General features: G+C 62.3%; 15 protein-coding genes. 4 read left to right on the top strand and 11 right to left on the bottom strand.

Translation table 11 applies throughout. From position 1 onward, the window contains the following. Positions 1-65: 65 nt before the first annotated feature. Both I2H31_RS00935 and I2H31_RS00930 read right to left on the bottom strand, forming a co-directional pair. The gene (locus I2H31_RS00935; protein WP_196291120.1) at positions 66-1,199 is read right to left on the bottom strand and encodes a putative sensor domain DACNV-containing protein; all 1,134 of its coding nucleotides are present in this window, start codon (positions 1,197-1,199) and stop codon (positions 66-68) included. 83 nt (positions 1,200-1,282) lie between these two features. Continuing rightward, positions 1,283-1,870: a YdeI/OmpD-associated family protein gene (locus I2H31_RS00930; RefSeq protein WP_196291119.1), complete on the bottom strand. Its 588-nt coding sequence runs from the start codon at positions 1,868-1,870 to the stop codon at positions 1,283-1,285. Positions 1,871-1,972: 102 nt separating this feature from the next. Between I2H31_RS00930 and I2H31_RS00925 the strand changes: the two genes are divergently transcribed. Both I2H31_RS00925 and I2H31_RS00920 read left to right on the top strand, forming a co-directional pair. Then, positions 1,973-3,649 (top strand): hypothetical protein, encoded by a 1,677-nt coding sequence (locus I2H31_RS00925; RefSeq protein ID WP_196291118.1) that lies wholly within the window; start codon positions 1,973-1,975, stop codon positions 3,647-3,649. Positions 3,650-4,157: 508 nt separating this feature from the next. After that, positions 4,158-4,628, top strand: coding sequence for a TlpA family protein disulfide reductase (locus I2H31_RS00920; protein WP_196291117.1), 471 nt, complete (start codon positions 4,158-4,160; stop codon positions 4,626-4,628). 59 nt (positions 4,629-4,687) lie between these two features. Here I2H31_RS00920 and I2H31_RS00915 read toward each other — a convergent pair whose 3' ends face one another. From I2H31_RS00915 to I2H31_RS00880, 8 genes are all read right to left on the bottom strand, one after another. Continuing rightward, positions 4,688-5,044 carry a nucleotidyltransferase domain-containing protein gene (locus I2H31_RS00915; RefSeq protein WP_196291116.1) on the bottom strand — a complete coding sequence of 119 codons (357 nt, stop codon included), beginning with the start codon at positions 5,042-5,044 and terminating at the stop codon, positions 4,688-4,690. Further along, a complete protein-coding gene (locus I2H31_RS00910) occupies positions 5,020-5,265 on the bottom strand; it encodes a hypothetical protein (RefSeq protein WP_196291115.1) in 246 nt (81 codons plus the stop codon). Before I2H31_RS00910 ends, I2H31_RS00915 begins: the two co-directional genes overlap by 25 nt. Then, positions 5,266-5,412 carry a HEPN domain-containing protein gene (locus I2H31_RS00905; protein WP_196291114.1) on the bottom strand — a complete coding sequence of 49 codons (147 nt, stop codon included), beginning with the start codon at positions 5,410-5,412 and terminating at the stop codon, positions 5,266-5,268. It abuts the gene before it with no gap. 138 nt (positions 5,413-5,550) lie between these two features. Beyond that, positions 5,551-5,784, bottom strand: a complete 234-nt coding sequence (locus I2H31_RS00900) for a PID-CTERM protein-sorting domain-containing protein (RefSeq protein ID WP_196291113.1) — start codon at positions 5,782-5,784, stop codon at positions 5,551-5,553. 61 nt (positions 5,785-5,845) lie between these two features. Next, complete coding sequence (locus I2H31_RS00895; protein ID WP_196291112.1) at positions 5,846-8,464, bottom strand: ice-binding family protein; 2,619 nt, start codon at positions 8,462-8,464, stop codon at positions 5,846-5,848. A 29-nt stretch (positions 8,465-8,493) separates the two neighbouring features. Beyond that, positions 8,494-9,147 (bottom strand): helix-turn-helix domain-containing protein, encoded by a 654-nt coding sequence (locus I2H31_RS00890; RefSeq protein ID WP_230687379.1) that lies wholly within the window; start codon positions 9,145-9,147, stop codon positions 8,494-8,496. Positions 9,148-9,402: 255 nt separating this feature from the next. Continuing rightward, a complete protein-coding gene (locus I2H31_RS00885) occupies positions 9,403-10,146 on the bottom strand; it encodes an SDR family oxidoreductase (RefSeq protein ID WP_196291111.1) in 744 nt (247 codons plus the stop codon). A 75-nt stretch (positions 10,147-10,221) separates the two neighbouring features. After that, positions 10,222-11,115, bottom strand: coding sequence for a helix-turn-helix domain-containing protein (locus tag I2H31_RS00880; RefSeq protein ID WP_196291110.1), 894 nt, complete (start codon positions 11,113-11,115; stop codon positions 10,222-10,224). Positions 11,116-11,287: 172 nt separating this feature from the next. Here I2H31_RS00880 and I2H31_RS00875 point away from each other — a divergent pair, with 172 nt between their 5' ends. Continuing rightward, positions 11,288-12,061: a suppressor of fused domain protein gene (locus tag I2H31_RS00875; RefSeq protein ID WP_196291109.1), complete on the top strand. Its 774-nt coding sequence runs from the start codon at positions 11,288-11,290 to the stop codon at positions 12,059-12,061. Between the two features lie 50 nt (positions 12,062-12,111). Continuing rightward, complete coding sequence (locus tag I2H31_RS00870; RefSeq protein ID WP_196291108.1) at positions 12,112-12,660, top strand: STM3941 family protein; 549 nt, start codon at positions 12,112-12,114, stop codon at positions 12,658-12,660. A gap of 73 nt (positions 12,661-12,733) precedes the next feature. Here the strand turns inward: I2H31_RS00870 and I2H31_RS00865 are convergent, their stop codons facing one another. Continuing rightward, on the bottom strand, positions 12,734-13,582 hold the full coding sequence (locus tag I2H31_RS00865) for a hypothetical protein (RefSeq protein WP_196291107.1): 849 nt from the start codon (positions 13,580-13,582) through the stop codon (positions 12,734-12,736). Positions 13,583-13,645: the final 63 nt, after the last annotated feature.

Genomic DNA, 13,645 nt, shown 5'->3' with positions numbered 1-13,645 from the left:
CAGCCCTTTTTTATGGTGAATACTCAGCCGCCCGTTAACACGGCCGGGCGGCTTCCGCGGCGGCCTCACAGCAACAGCACGTCGATGCGGTGGGCATGCACCTGTTGTAGGGTTTCGGACCAGGCGAAGACCGTGAAAAAGCCATCCATGGACGCCACCAGCGCAATAGCGTCGTGTTGGTCGTGCACGAATTGGGCGGCGGCCAGGTGCCGGGTGCCGCCGTTCTGGGCCGGGTGCAGCTGCACCGCCTCGCTGCCCACCACGGGCTCAGTCAGTGTCATCGTGTCGACGGGCGTGCTGGTGTCGGCCCGCGTCACCTTCGCCCCGAAGGCCAGCAGCTGGTAGTCCTGCGTGATGACGGTGGCGCCGTCCACGGCCGTGAAGCCGCCCACCACGCCGATGCTACGCCGCAGCCGGTCTTGCCGTCGGCGGCGCGACTGCCCCGCCCGGCGCCGCAGGTTGATGCCCTTATAGGCCGGCGCCACCGCGTACGTCAGCGGGTGCACCACGGAGGCCTGCCAGGCGTCAGAGCCGGGCGGCACCACCAGCACCAGGCCGCCGCGGCCGTGGGCGCGCATGGCGGTGGCCAGTTCCAGCAGCATGTGGTCGGTTTCGCCGGTACCGGCGGCGGGCAGGCTGCGGCCGGGCAAAAACGCCCGCAGGGCCGGGCAGTCGCTGAGGCCGCCGTGCTCCTCGTCCACTATCTGCAGGCGGTCGCCGCGCAGCACGGCCACGTTCACGTACTTGCCGAAGCCACCCACGCGGCGGTGCTTCACCACCAGCAGGCCGGGCTCCACCACTTCCAGCACGAAGCACAGCGGCGGCACTGCGGTGGCCGTGCCCCACACGTAGAGGCCGTCTTCGTCGTGCCACACGCCCAGGTGAATGCCGGGCTGCTCCACGGCGGGCGCCAGCTTCAGCAGGTTGTAGGGCGTGAAGCGGCGGCGCTGCCCGAACCGCAGCGGCCGCCGGGCCTGCTCCGGCGGCAGCAGCGCCACCGAAATGCGCGGCGGGTGCCCCTCCTCGCGGCGCAGGCTGACCCAGAAGGCCCCGTCAATCACGGCTTCGACCCACTGCGCTTCCAGCGGCGCGGCCAGCCGGGATTCCGCGGCCAGGCTGGCCGCCCGGTGCCGCGCAAAGTGGGCCTCAATCATGGGCGCGGCCATGCGCGCCGTCAGGTAGGTGGGTTCGGAAAGCATGGGGCAAAGATGGGGCCGGGCGGCTGGCAGTGGGTCGTAACCAAGAGAACGTCATGCTTCGCTGCGCGCTGCATGACGTTCTTTTACTCCCGGTCAATATTCGCCCGCTTGCCCAGGGCGGCCATTCGCACGGTCTCGGCCACGCGGCGGGCGCGGGTGGCGGGCTGCTTGGCGCCCAGCACCCAGGTGAGAATCTGCTTGCGGGCCGAGGGCGCGAAGGCTTGGAAGCTGCCCTGCGCGGCTTCGTTGGCGGCCAGGGCTGCGGCCAGGTCTTCGGGCACCTGGCCAGCTTCGGCGGCGTCGAGGCTTTCCCAGGCGCCGTTTTGGCGGGCGCGGGCAATGGCGGCCAGGCCGGCGGGCATGAGCTGGCCAGCGGCTTCGAGGCGCTGCAGGCGCTCTTTGTTGACCTTGCTCCAGCCGCTGCGGGGCTTGCGCGGGGTGAAAAGCAGCTGCGTGCGGTCGGCGTCGAGCTTGCGGGGGTGCGAGTCTATCCAGCCGAAGCAGAGGGCTTCTTCCACGGCCTCGGGGTAGGTGACACTGGGCTGGCCGCTGGCTTTTTTGCAGTATACCAGCCACACGCCGGGCGCGTTGGTGTGGTTGTCGGCCAGCCACTGCCGCCACTCGGCGCGGCTGGCGGGCTGGGTTTGGGCGAAGGCGTCGGTGCGGGGCATGAGCTTGCGAAGTTGGTTGGCGTAAGGTAGAAAGCCGGCTGACAAAACCCGGCCGCGGTGCCACGGCCAACGCCTATTTTGCGAACTGTTTATTGATTTTCTATGATGTTTTCTCTACCCACCCGGGCATTGCTCACCGCCTTCTTCATCCTGCTGCTGGCAGGCGTTGCCCGGGCCCAGGCTCCCCTTTCCGAAGCCGAACTTGACACCTTCTACAACCAGCTGAACGCCTACCGCACGGCCCGCTACCAGCAGCTGCCCGACCTGGAAGCCATCCAGCTACCCTCCACTTTCTCCGGCGCCGACCTCAAAGCCCTGCACCTGAAAGACCGGCACATCGTGCGCATCGACCTGGTGTATACCGCCTTCAAGCTCAACCCCGGTTTCAACCAGCGCCAGCTCAACCTTAGCCGCATCCGCAACCTGGCGGCGGAGGTGCCGGGGCTGCTGCAGGACGAGGCGGTGATGTGGACGCTGGTGGAACAAACCGGCTGCAACAGCCCGGCCGAATGCCAGCCGTTTTTTCACGGGTTTGTGGTGTACGTGGCCCGGCACTATACCGCCGCCACCATGCGCGCCGACCTCGACAGCCTCACGCGCAAGTTGCGGCGGCTGGCGAAAAAGCACCCCATAGCCCGCAAGAAAGCCCCGGGCAAGAAAGTAGCCTGCAACCTGCCCGGCACCCGCTTCAACAACCGCCAGATGGCCCTCGCCCTGCGCCGCAACTACCACTGCCCGCAGCGCGGCGCCCAGCAGGTGGCCTTTCAGCTGGCCGTGGCGGCCGACGGCACCACCCAGAGCGTGCAGGTGCTGCCCCCCGGCCAGCCCTTGTGCACCGAGGAGCTGGCCGCGGCCATTCGCAAAAGCGTGGTGTTCAGCTCGGGCTTTCCCATCGACCGCAAGCAGTTTCCCTTCATTGCCAAGGGAGTGGTGCGCTTGCCGATTGGGCCGTTTCAGCTGCTGGGCCCGCCCGATGTGTTCTTCACCAACTTTGCCCTGTCCGATTCGGTGGCCCGGCTTTACCGGGTGTTTCTGAAAAAGAAAGACCGGCAGCACAAACACGACTACTGCGAGGCGCGCATCACCAAAGCCGGCGAGCTGCTGGCGGCCACCGATACCGCCACCGAAGCCCCGCCCCTGCCCGCCGATGCCAACGTGGTGGCCCGCGTGATGCAGCGCCACCCCGAGTGGCCCAAGGAAGTGGTGGTGACGGACGTGACGGGCAGTATGTTCCCCTACACCTACGACTTGCTGGCCTGGCTGCAGCTCAGCGCCCTCGAAAACGAGAAAACCTTCGTGTTTTTCAACGACGGCAACGACCTGCCCGACAAGCAGAAGCGGGTGGGCAAAACCGGCGGCCTTTTCCACGTCAAAACCGACAGCTACAAGCTCATCGAAAGCAAGCTCATCGAGGCCATGAAGGCCGGCGGGGGCGGCGACCCGCCCGAAAACGACGCCGAAGCCCTGCTCTACGCCCAGACGCTGCCCCCCGCCCCCGAGGCCACCGACCTCATCCTCATTGCCGACAACTACACCTTCCCCCGCGACGCCAGGCTGCTCAAAAACACCACCGCTCACGTGCGCATCATCCTCTGCGGCGTGCACGACTACATCAACCCCAAATACCTCGCCCTGGCCCGCCAGCACGGTTTTTCTATCCACACCATCGAGGGCGACCTCATGGACCTGAGCAAGGTGCTGGAGGGCGAAACCATCACGTTGCAGGGCCAGCAATACCTCGTCACGAAAGACGGTTTTAAGCTGGTGCAGAAAACCTAGCGCCAGCAGTTGGAACCCAAACCCGGTAGAAGGTTTGTGGTCCGGAACCAAGGTTTGTGCTTCGGCACGAAGGTTTGTGCTTCGGAAGCCACGGGCGTTGCTTCGGCGGCGAGGTTTGTGGTTCGGAAACGACTGGCGGGCCTTCGGAAGCGTTTGGCGGGCGTCCGAAAACGGTTGGCGAGCATTCGGAAGCCAAGGTTTGTGGTACGGAACTGTTTGGCGGGCGTCCGGAAGCCGCAGGCGGTGCTTAGGAAGCTTTGATGACCTTTACCTTCGCCGTTCATCGGCTAATACAATCCATTATCAAATAGGCCATTCGTTGACAAAGCAGATAGCAAATTCATTTATGCATAATCACCGATTATTACTGCTCCTAATTTTCATTCTTTCATCGTGTTCAATCCGAAGAGAAAACACCTATGAAGAGAATTTTGCGCTCTGCAGGAAAAGGCCCCCTGCAAACAAAGACACTGTTAATTACCCTAGGCTTTATGAAGATTATGAGTGCATGAAAGGTTCGCTAGGCCCTGAATTTACCGTCATGACCAATCGCGGGGATAGTATGAGTACAAAGCCAAACCAAGGGAAAGCTATGATTCTGTATTTCTGGGCTACCACTAAATTTGCTCCTCCAGAATTCGCGCGCTCAGACGCAGAAGATATGGCAGCTTTGAATGCTTTGTATCATAAGTTTTCTAATAGAGCTGACTTTATCGGGCTCCCCTTTAATGACTCCGTTACAGTTAAGGAATATCTAAAAGAACACCCTTTAGATTTCCCTCAAGCAATGGGTGGCGCAACTGCTGATAAAGAGCTTTATATAACTCAATACACGACCCCACTTGTGATATTTATTAACAGCAAGGGCAGAGTGGTTAATATCCGCTCTGGTAGTCTTAGGAAAAGGGACTTGATAATTAAAAAATATACCCCGATTGTTCAGGCCTGCTTGTCCGGGTCTGCAGAAGACGCCAAATAAAAAGCGGCTGAAGCTCCTGTAGCTTCAGCCGCTTTGCGTCTCTGCCGAGGGCGGGGTTACTAGGAAAGGGCCCGATTCTGCGTAACAGTTGGCTCCCACTCGCCTACCACGATGCCGGTGCGCTTGATTTCCTGCACGAAGGGGTTCCAGTCGGTGAACTGCTCGGGCGAGAAGGTGTGCGGCTCGATATCGACAAATAGCTTCTGGGCAATGGCGGCCCCAATCAGGCCCACGTCCTGAAAGCCGAACCCCGTAAACTCATCGGCCACCAGCGCCACGTCGATGTCCGAAAACGCCCGCTGCTCGTTGCGCGCGTAGGAGCCAAACAGAATGACTTTCCGCAACGAAACCGACTGGCCGCGGATGCTTTCGGCAAAGGCCCGGACCCGTTCTAGAGCAGCTGATTGAGTAAGCATTGGCGGAGGGTGGTTACGTCCTGGAGCACGGTTTGGGTGAATGCCTGGGTGGCCTGTTGGCGCAGGCTGGCCGTGTAGCTTTCATAACGTCCTTCCAGCTGAAAAGTATTCAATTGCTGCACAAACGTGGCTTGCACAGGCGTCAGCACCAGGTTGGTATCGGCCAGCAGACGGGCAATGTTGTGGGTGAAAGGTGGCGTGTCGCCCGCATTGTCCTGCACCTAGAGCGCCTTCGCCAACTTCTCTATCGTTAGATGTGCCCAGAACAGGCACGGCACGTAGGTGCCGGCCGTGAACATGCTGCCGACTTCCTGCCAGTTCTGGTCGGCGGCATTCATCCAGTAGGCAATGTGGTCGGCTTTGGTCACCCCGCAAGTTAACGCAGAAAGAGGCTGAAGCTTCGGGGGCTTCAGCCTCTTTCATTTCGGCCGCCAAGCGGGGCATTACCAGTGAACCGCTAACTTCTGCGCGGCTGCTAACGGAGGCTCCTCCCCCGCAGCCGGGAATTACATCGCTGGGGCTTGCTTGGCGGCGCGGCGCGCCTGCCGGCGGGCCCGAATCTGCTTGAGGCCGTAGGCCACGCCGCCGGCCAGCAGCAGCGAGGCGCCGCCATCGAGGGGCACTTCGGCCGCCGGAGCGCCGGGGGCGGGGCCGCCGGAGGTGGGCTGGGCCCCAGCGGGCAAGTTCAGGAGCAGGCCCAGGACCAGCAGGCCCAGGGCGGAGGTGAGAAATGATTTCATACGAGGAAGTACGTTGAAGGGAATGCCGGGCCGGCTCCGCAAGGAAGCCGGCCCAACGTATTTATTGAATCACGACGCGCTTGGCCAGCGTGGCCGCGCCCACCTGCAAGCGCAGGGTGTAGATACCGGGCGCCAGGCCAGCAGCATCCACCAACAGGCGGGCGCCGGTGGCGGCCAGCGGGGCATCCTGGCGGCGCACCACCTGGCCCAGGGCGTTGAGCAGGTCGGCGTGGACCGCCGTGGCGGCGGCCACGGCCGGCACCAGCACCGTGAAGGCTGCGTGGGCCGGGTTGGGGTACACCGTCACCTCAGCGGCCGTGAGGGCCGGGGCGGTGGCCAGCACCCCACGGGCGGCAAAGCGCAGCGTGAAGCGGCCCGTGATGGTAGCGGCTGCCTGCGCGCTGGCCACCGAGAACGAATAAGTTGGCTGCAAAGCCAGGTTCACGGTTTGGCCCGTGGCGGCGTCGGTGAGGAGGGCGTCGAGGGTAGCGGGCAGGTTGTTGAGGGCCGTAGCAGTCAGGTTGTAGGGGCCGGCGGCGGGCACGCCCACGGTCAGCGGCAACACGGTGGCAGCGGTGAAGGCCGGGCGGCCATCAATGGCCAGGGCTTCGCTGCTGGTGGCGATGCTGGCCAGGTTCAGGCCGGAGGAATTGACCAGCTTCTGGGCGTCGTATTGGGTGTCGAAGCCGGGAGTGGCGCCGGTTTCGGCGTAGGCGTAGAGCAGGTCGGCGCCGCCGTTGGGGGCGCGCAGCTCCAGCTGCACCAGGGGCCGGGCATCGACGGTGCCGCGCTGGAAGGCAGTAGCGTTGGGCGTAGTCAGGCGCTGGTTGTTGCGGAAGGTGAGCGAGCCGCTGGTCTGGCCGGCGCTCACGCGGGCAAAGAAGCCCTGCGCCACGGGCAGCACCGGGTTGCCAATGTTGTTGACGTAGGTGCGGTAGGTGCCCACGTAGGGACCGGTGCTGGCGTACACGTATATGGCATCATCGAGGCCGGGGCGGTCGGCAGGGGCCACCAGGCTGTAGTCGAGGGGGGCGGGGTACGGGTTGCCCACCAGCTGCCAGCCGGCATCGGAGGTGTTAACCGAGGCGGCGGCGTTGCGGCTCAGGCTCAGGGTCTGGGTGCCAGTGATAAGCGCGCCGACGAAATCGACCAATTGATTACCGCTGATATTAACGGCATAGCCCTGGCCGATGGCCAGCGGCGTGGCCAGGCCAGCGGGCACCACAAAGCCTTTGTCGAATACCGGCGTGTTGTTGGTAGTCGTCACCAGGCGGGTTTGGTCGTAGGCATACACCGTGGGGAAGGGCGTGGTGGTGCCCGGCGTGGCCGAGGTATTATAGCTCGACGTGAGCACCGGCGCGAAGCCCGTGGTGGCCAGGTCGGCCACGGTGCTGCCCGTCACGGGGGCGCTGTAGTGGCGGTAGCCCGTGCCGGTGTTGGTGGAGGCGATGTAGCGCTGCACGGTGGCGTTGCCGCTCACCAGGCCCGTGCCGGTGTAGTCGACCAGGGCCGTGCCGGCGGCGTCGGAGAGCAGCGTCAGCGTCTGGCCGTTGGTGGTGAGGTTGCCGCTGGCGGGAGCCAGCACGCCGTGCACGCTCACGGCGCTGCTTTGAAACGCGCCGGCCGCATTGGCAATGCGCAGGCCCCAGAACTGGGTGCTGCCGCTGCCGCCCAGCAGCTGCGTGGCGGTGCCGCTCAGGGTGGTGGTGCCGGCCGTCGCGCTCACGGTGCCGCTGTTGCTCAGGTTGGCTTTCAGGTCGAGGGTGCCGCCGTTCATGGTCAGGCTGGCGCTCGTCCCGATGGTGAGGCCGTTGGCCACGGCATTGCCGGCGGCAATAATGGGATAGGGCGAGCGGCCCGTGCCCACAATGGCATCGACTGTGCTGGTGGGCACGCCCGCGTCCCAGTTCGTCGGGTTAAACCAATCGGTGTTGACACCGCCCAGCGCCGTGCCCAGCCACGAGGTGGCCGTGATGACCGGAGGAGCCACGGCCGCGGGCAGGCTGGCGCTGTTGGTGTCGATGGTGATGGCGCCGCCGCGCGAGAGGCCGCGGCCAATCAGCGTGGCGCCCTGAATCATGTTGATGGCGCCGTCCACGAGCAGCGTGCCGCGCATCACCGAGTTCTGGCCCATGGTCACGAGGCCGCCAATCTGCCAGTACACGTTGGCGGGCGTGGCGCCGTTTTGCGTCAGCACCAGCGAGTTGGCCGCCGTGGTGAGGGCGCCCGATACGCGCAGGAAGAACCGGGCGTTGGGGTCGCCCCCGCCGTCGAGAATCAGGGTGCCGGCCAGCGTGGTGGCCGCGCCCACGCAGTAGGAGCCGGGGCTCAGCGTCACGGGCGGGGTGCCGCCGTACACGGCCAGCGGCGTCACGCACGCAATGGTCGACATGTAGCCGTAGGCCGTTTGCACATCGGCCGCCGCCGTGGTGGCGTAGGAATCGGCGACGTGAATGGCGCCGTTCACCACCACGCCCAGCGGGAAGCCGCTGAAGGCGCCGGCATTGGTGCCAATGTCGCCGTTGATGACGGTGGGGCCGCTGTTGTTCACAGCGCCAACGGCCGTGAACAGGGCAAAGCTGCCGGCGGCCCCCAGGGCCGGCGCAACCTGCGCGGTGCTGGCCTGCGGGAAGGCCAGAGCGGCCGCCGAAGTCAGGATAAAAAGGAAATGTTTTTTCATAAAGCGTGCGTAATGCAGGTGAAATTATTTCACGCTACAAAGCTCACGCGGCGCACTTCCAGGGCATTTACACGATTGCAAAAACCAATTACATCATTCACACTTCCAGGGACTTTCCCATGCTTAAAGTGGAGCATTCTGAAGGACGAAGGCGTCAGCCCCGTCACTTTCTTGAATTGATTGGACAGGTGGGCCACGCTGCTGTACTGGCACTCGTAGGCTATCTGCGTCAGGTTGAGCGCGCCGACGATAATCAGCTCTTTCACCCGGTTGATGCGGACCCCGATGATATACTGCTCGAGGGTGCTGCCCGTGGTTTCCGAAAACCGGTTGGCGAGGTAGGTGTAGTCGTAGCGCAGCCGGCGGCTGAGGTATTCCGAATTTTTCAGCCGGGCTTCGGCGCCGATGGCCAGCACCATATCGGCCACAGCCTGCCTGATGTTATCAATCAGTTGAGTCTTGCTGTGCGCGCGCAGGTTGAAGGCCGCGGTGCGGTTGCTTAGCGCGCGGTGCTGGTCTTGCTGTTCAGCGGAAGCGGGGTTTTTGTTTCCGGCGCCTGCTGCTTCGCACCGAAAGGCGAAGGCAGGGCCTAATGTTGAACCTATCATGGGGCGGCAATTGCTTGCCAGGGCTACGGCATCAAAACTCAACCATTGCGGGCCGGCACCCAAGGGTTTCGGCAAAGGATAAGGCCTGTAATTATTCCAAGAATTACAATATATAAAGCCAGCAATCTGAATCTTGAACTGCAACGGCGCCCACCGGCAAGGGTTGCTGCTTTCCCAATAGGAGAAAGCCCGAATATTCAATAAGGGAGCATAGGCACTTTCCGGGTACTATCGAGGCAATTAATTCCCAAAATAAGAATACCTCGATAAACCAAGAGGCTGAAGCTCCCTGAGCTTCAGCCTCTCTTCGTTTCGGCCGCTGGGCGGTTTCTACCAGGGGATTTCGCCGGTGGCTGGGTTGTATTCTTCACTCACGAACTTGCCGGTGGGGCCGTCGGCGCCAACGAGGGCGTATTTCACGACGCGGGCGCCAGCTTCCTGCACGGTGCCGGTGCCGCGGTGGCCGTTGAAATCAGTAGCGACGAAGCCGGGGTCCACGGCATTCACCTTGAAGGGCGTGTCGCGTAACTCGTAGGCCAGGTTGATGGTGTACATGTTCAGGGCCGACTTGGAAGAATGGTACACGGCCGCTTTGTGGTCATAGTACTTGTAGCCGTGCACCGGGTCGCTGTGCAGGGTGAGCGAGCCCTGGGCCGAGCTCACGTTCACGATGCGGGGCGCCGGCGACTGCCGTAGCAGGTCGAGGAAGGCCTGCGTCACGGATATCACGCCGAAAAAGTTGGTGTCGAATACCTTTTGAAACTGGCTGATTTTGGAAGTGAGGGCCGACTGCGGCATGCCGCCATTGATGCCGGCGTTGTTGATGAGCACGTCGAGGACGGGCGTCTTTTGGCCGATAGCTTCGCGGGCGGCTTGCACCGAGGCGGGGTCGGCGACGTCGAGCTGCACGGGCTCCACGTGGGGGAGGCCTTCGGCGTGCAGTTGGGCCACGGCGCGCTGGCCGTTTTCGAGGTTGCGGCTGCCGAGGTACACGTAATAGCCGTTTTGCAGGAGCAGGCGGGCGGCTTCAAAACCGATGCTTTTGTTGGCGCCGGTAATCAGGGCTGTCTTCATGATGAAGGGGTTACTTGGTTGAACAGCACAAAATTACCGGGCCCGATTAGCGCCACAGTGGCACATTTGGCGGCATCACGGGTACATTTCGCGGTTGCTGGCGCGGTACTCGGCCGGCGTAAGGCCGGTTTCGCGCTTGAAGAAGCGGCTGAAGTACGAAGCATCCGCAAACCCGAGGTCGTAGGCAATTTCCTTCACCGACTGCGGGGTGTGAAACAGCAGGCGCCGGGCCTCCAGCACCAGCCGCTCCTGAATGTGGGCAATGGCCGGCTTGCCGCTCTGGGCCTTCACCACCTCGCTCAGGTGCCCGGCCGAAATATGGAGCAGGGCGGCGTATGCCCCCACCTCGTGCCGCTCGCGAAAGCTCTCCTCAATCCGCGCCCGGAACTTTTGCACCAGTAGTTGGTCAGCCGAGGGTTCGCCGCCCGGAAATTGCTCCGTGTACAAGCGGCTGAGGTAGGTGAGCAATACCGTCAGGTGGGCGCTCAGCATGGCCTGCTGCCACTCGCCGGGGCGGTGGTACTCGGCTTCGAGCTTGGCCAGCAGGTCTTCCACAAACGCCACGTCGGCCGCGGCCAGCAGCAGTTCGTGGCCGTTCTGCGGGTTCTGCAGCAGCGGTAGCTGCGCCAGGGCTGCATTGGGCTGCCGGGCCAGAAACTCGCGGGTAAACGCCAGGCTGACGCCCCACATCGGCAGGAGCTTTTCCTTGAGCTGCAGCTGGCCGGGCGCCGAGAAGTACAGCGCGTTTTCTTTTAGCTCGTAGGGCGTCATGTCGACCCAGTGCCGGCTGCCGCCGCGCTGCACGTACACCAGGTGGTAATAGTCCTTGCGGTGCGGCAGCAGCATGTTTTGCCGGAAAGCCGGCGGCTGGCCTTCCGCCCGGTTTAGCTGGAACATGCCGCTGCCCGGCGTTTGCGGCGACGTGAGGGAATAAACCGGAATTTGCTGGTCGAGAAGAAGCGTAGCCATGGCCCAAATCTACCCGGCTGCCAGTACAATGGCGACGCGGCTTCCGTACCCCACCCCAGCAGCAGGCTTGTGGCGCCGCATACACCGCCGGTGGTTTCCTGTGTTTCTGGCCGTAGAGATGCCGACAAACAGCCCGCAACCCCGCGGCAAACCCGGACCGTATAGCCTGCTTATGGCTGACACCCCCACCTCCCCCACTCACTCCGGCCCGGACGAGCCGGAACTCACGCCCGCGGGCGCGCCCATTTACCGCTACGACGACGTCGAGCCCGCCCCGTTTGAGCTGGCCAGCGGCGACGAAACCACCATCACGGCCGTTTCCGACCACATCGAGCGCCACCTGGGGCCGGTGAAAGGCGTGTACCACGAAATCATTTCCGACAAGGTGCACCTCGACGTGCACGTGGTGGCGCCCAGCGCCGACTTCCCCTTCTACGCCCTCATCACCTCGGGCATGAGCGACCGGCCCATGCACGTGCCGCCCGGCGCCCCCGCCGCCGAAGCCCCGCCCTACGCCGAGCTCTGCATTCTGCTGCCCAGCACCTGGAACATTCCGCAGGACCCGGCCGACGTAGCCGAAGCCTTCCAAGACGAAAACGTGTACTGGCCCATCCGCTGGCTGAAAATGCTGGCCCGCCTGCCACACGAGCACGGCACCTGGCTGGGCTTCGGCCACACCATCCCGAATGGCGAGGAGGCCGCGCCTTTTTCGGACGAAACCGAGCTGGGCTGCATGCTGGTGCTCACGGCCCTCAGCTTGCCCGAAGAATTTCAGACCCTGGTCATCAGCCCCGAAAAGACGGTGCAGTTCTACACCCTCTGCCCCATCTACCGCGAAGAAATGGCGTTGAAAATGGAGCAGGGCGTGGATGCGCTGCTCGACAAATTCGACGAGTACGGCATCGGCGACGTGCTGGACCTGACCCGGCCCAATACAGCGCTCTAGTAGCTTTCAGTGCATCGCCACATTTGTTTTACAATTACCCGCCATTTCTTATGCCCGTTTCCTCCCCTGTCAGCATCGCCCTCAGCAAGCGCAAGCTGACTTACTCGCTGCTTGGCGCGTTCGTGTTTATGGCACTGGGCCTGTGGTTTAGCCTGCGGCCCACCGATTGGCTGGGCAACCCTTTTCTGCACACGCCTGGTTGGATACGGGCGTTTGGCCTGCTGGCCCTGACCTTCTTCGGCATATTGGCGTTTTTTGTCCTTAAAAAAATGCGCGACCCTAACCCCGGACTGGTTGTCACGGCCGAGGGTTTGGTTGACAACGCCAGCGGCCTGGTGGGCGGGCTCATTCCCTGGGCCGATGTAGCGGGCATCCGCGAGCTGGAGCTGATGGGCCAGAAGATGGTGATGGTAATGCTGCGCGACCCCGAAGCCTACATCAGCCGCCAACCCAACCCCTTCAAGCGCCAACTCATGAACACCAACTTCAAATCGTACGGCTCACCCATAAACATATCAGCCAACGCCCTGGAATACTCGTACCCCGAGCTGCTGGCACTACTTACTACCCGGCTTACGGCATACCGTGCGAGCAAATAAGCTGTTTTAGAACAACTGAAAGCGGCTGAAGCTACGGGAGCTTCAGCCGCTTTCAGTTCCTGTTGCAACTAAGTTACTTCCCCACCCAAACCAAGTGGCCATCCCGGTACTGGTAGCGGCCGGGGGTAAGAGGCGTTATTACGCTTTTATAATGATTTTCATAGCTATGGTGAATCAGGCTGCCAATCCGAAGGTAGGGCGTGGCAGTCAGCGGTTTTATTTCTTTGACTAAACCATCATTATAGCCAAGTTCTAATAGGGCACGAATATCCTCTTTCCCTAAATTTACTGACCGCTCCCACCCAGAGGCAAAAAAAAACTTATCGCCAGAATCAGGATTGTCGGAGTCCGTCGCCCAGCCCTCATCTTTTATTTGAATTACCGCACTCAACAACAGTCGTGGCGTACCGCTTACGTCGATGAGGTTGACTGCCACGCGGCTAATGTGACCGGAGTTTCCGCCCCGCCAAAAACCCACTAAGGCTTCCGGTACACCATCGTGGTTCAGGTCTTGAAGCAAGAGGCACATATTTCCCTCGATAAAATAGTCTTCATTGAAAGGAAAAGGAGGTGGTTCTAGCGCAGTTAGAAAGAATACGGTGTCGGTGGGCAGTCGGCGAAACAATAAGCTGCCTGTTGTTAACCAAAATAATCGGGGGGAGGCCAATAGGCTATCCCGGTAGCTCGCTGACAAATCCTTGAAAGCCCTCACGCGGCTGAATTGCATCTCGTGCGCCGGCAGTATAGTGGGCTTGGATGCTACAGGTGCCCGGCCCGTTTTGCCTTTCGTGTACGCTGGCACCGCCCGCTTTTGCGGCTTTGTACCTCCTAGCCGGACCTGTGCCGCCGCCTCATACATGCTGATACCATGCACCAGCACAACCAGTAACAAGATGCATGAGCGCGTCATAGTAGAGGACAAGGTATGGGTTAAAAGCAAAAGGAGCTGAAGCCATAGCGGCTTCAGCTCCTTTCAGTTTCTACT

The sequence above is a fragment of the Hymenobacter ruricola genome (assembly GCF_015694525.1).
In the GTDB taxonomy this organism is placed as follows: Bacteria; Bacteroidota; Bacteroidia; order Cytophagales; family Hymenobacteraceae; genus Hymenobacter; species Hymenobacter ruricola.
This window is presented reverse-complemented; position numbering and strand designations above follow the sequence as displayed.

Coding starts and splice junctions, on each gene's coding strand:
- I2H31_RS00885 (WP_196291111.1), bottom strand. CDS start 10,146: ATGAAGACAGCCCTGATTACCGGCGCCAACAAAAGCATCGGTTTTGAA.
- I2H31_RS00880 (WP_196291110.1), bottom strand. CDS start 11,115: ATGGCTACGCTTCTTCTCGACCAGCAAATTCCGGTTTATTCCCTCACG.
- I2H31_RS00915 (WP_196291116.1), bottom strand. CDS start 5,044: ATGCTTACTCAATCAGCTGCTCTAGAACGGGTCCGGGCCTTTGCCGAA.
- I2H31_RS00875 (WP_196291109.1), top strand. CDS start 11,288: ATGGCTGACACCCCCACCTCCCCCACTCACTCCGGCCCGGACGAGCCG.
- I2H31_RS00870 (WP_196291108.1), top strand. CDS start 12,112: ATGCCCGTTTCCTCCCCTGTCAGCATCGCCCTCAGCAAGCGCAAGCTG.
- I2H31_RS00900 (WP_196291113.1), bottom strand. CDS start 5,784: ATGAAATCATTTCTCACCTCCGCCCTGGGCCTGCTGGTCCTGGGCCTG.
- I2H31_RS00925 (WP_196291118.1), top strand. CDS start 1,973: ATGATGTTTTCTCTACCCACCCGGGCATTGCTCACCGCCTTCTTCATC.
- I2H31_RS00930 (WP_196291119.1), bottom strand. CDS start 1,870: ATGCCCCGCACCGACGCCTTCGCCCAAACCCAGCCCGCCAGCCGCGCC.
- I2H31_RS00895 (WP_196291112.1), bottom strand. CDS start 8,464: ATGAAAAAACATTTCCTTTTTATCCTGACTTCGGCGGCCGCTCTGGCC.
- I2H31_RS00935 (WP_196291120.1), bottom strand. CDS start 1,199: ATGCTTTCCGAACCCACCTACCTGACGGCGCGCATGGCCGCGCCCATG.
- I2H31_RS00920 (WP_196291117.1), top strand. CDS start 4,158: ATGAAAGGTTCGCTAGGCCCTGAATTTACCGTCATGACCAATCGCGGG.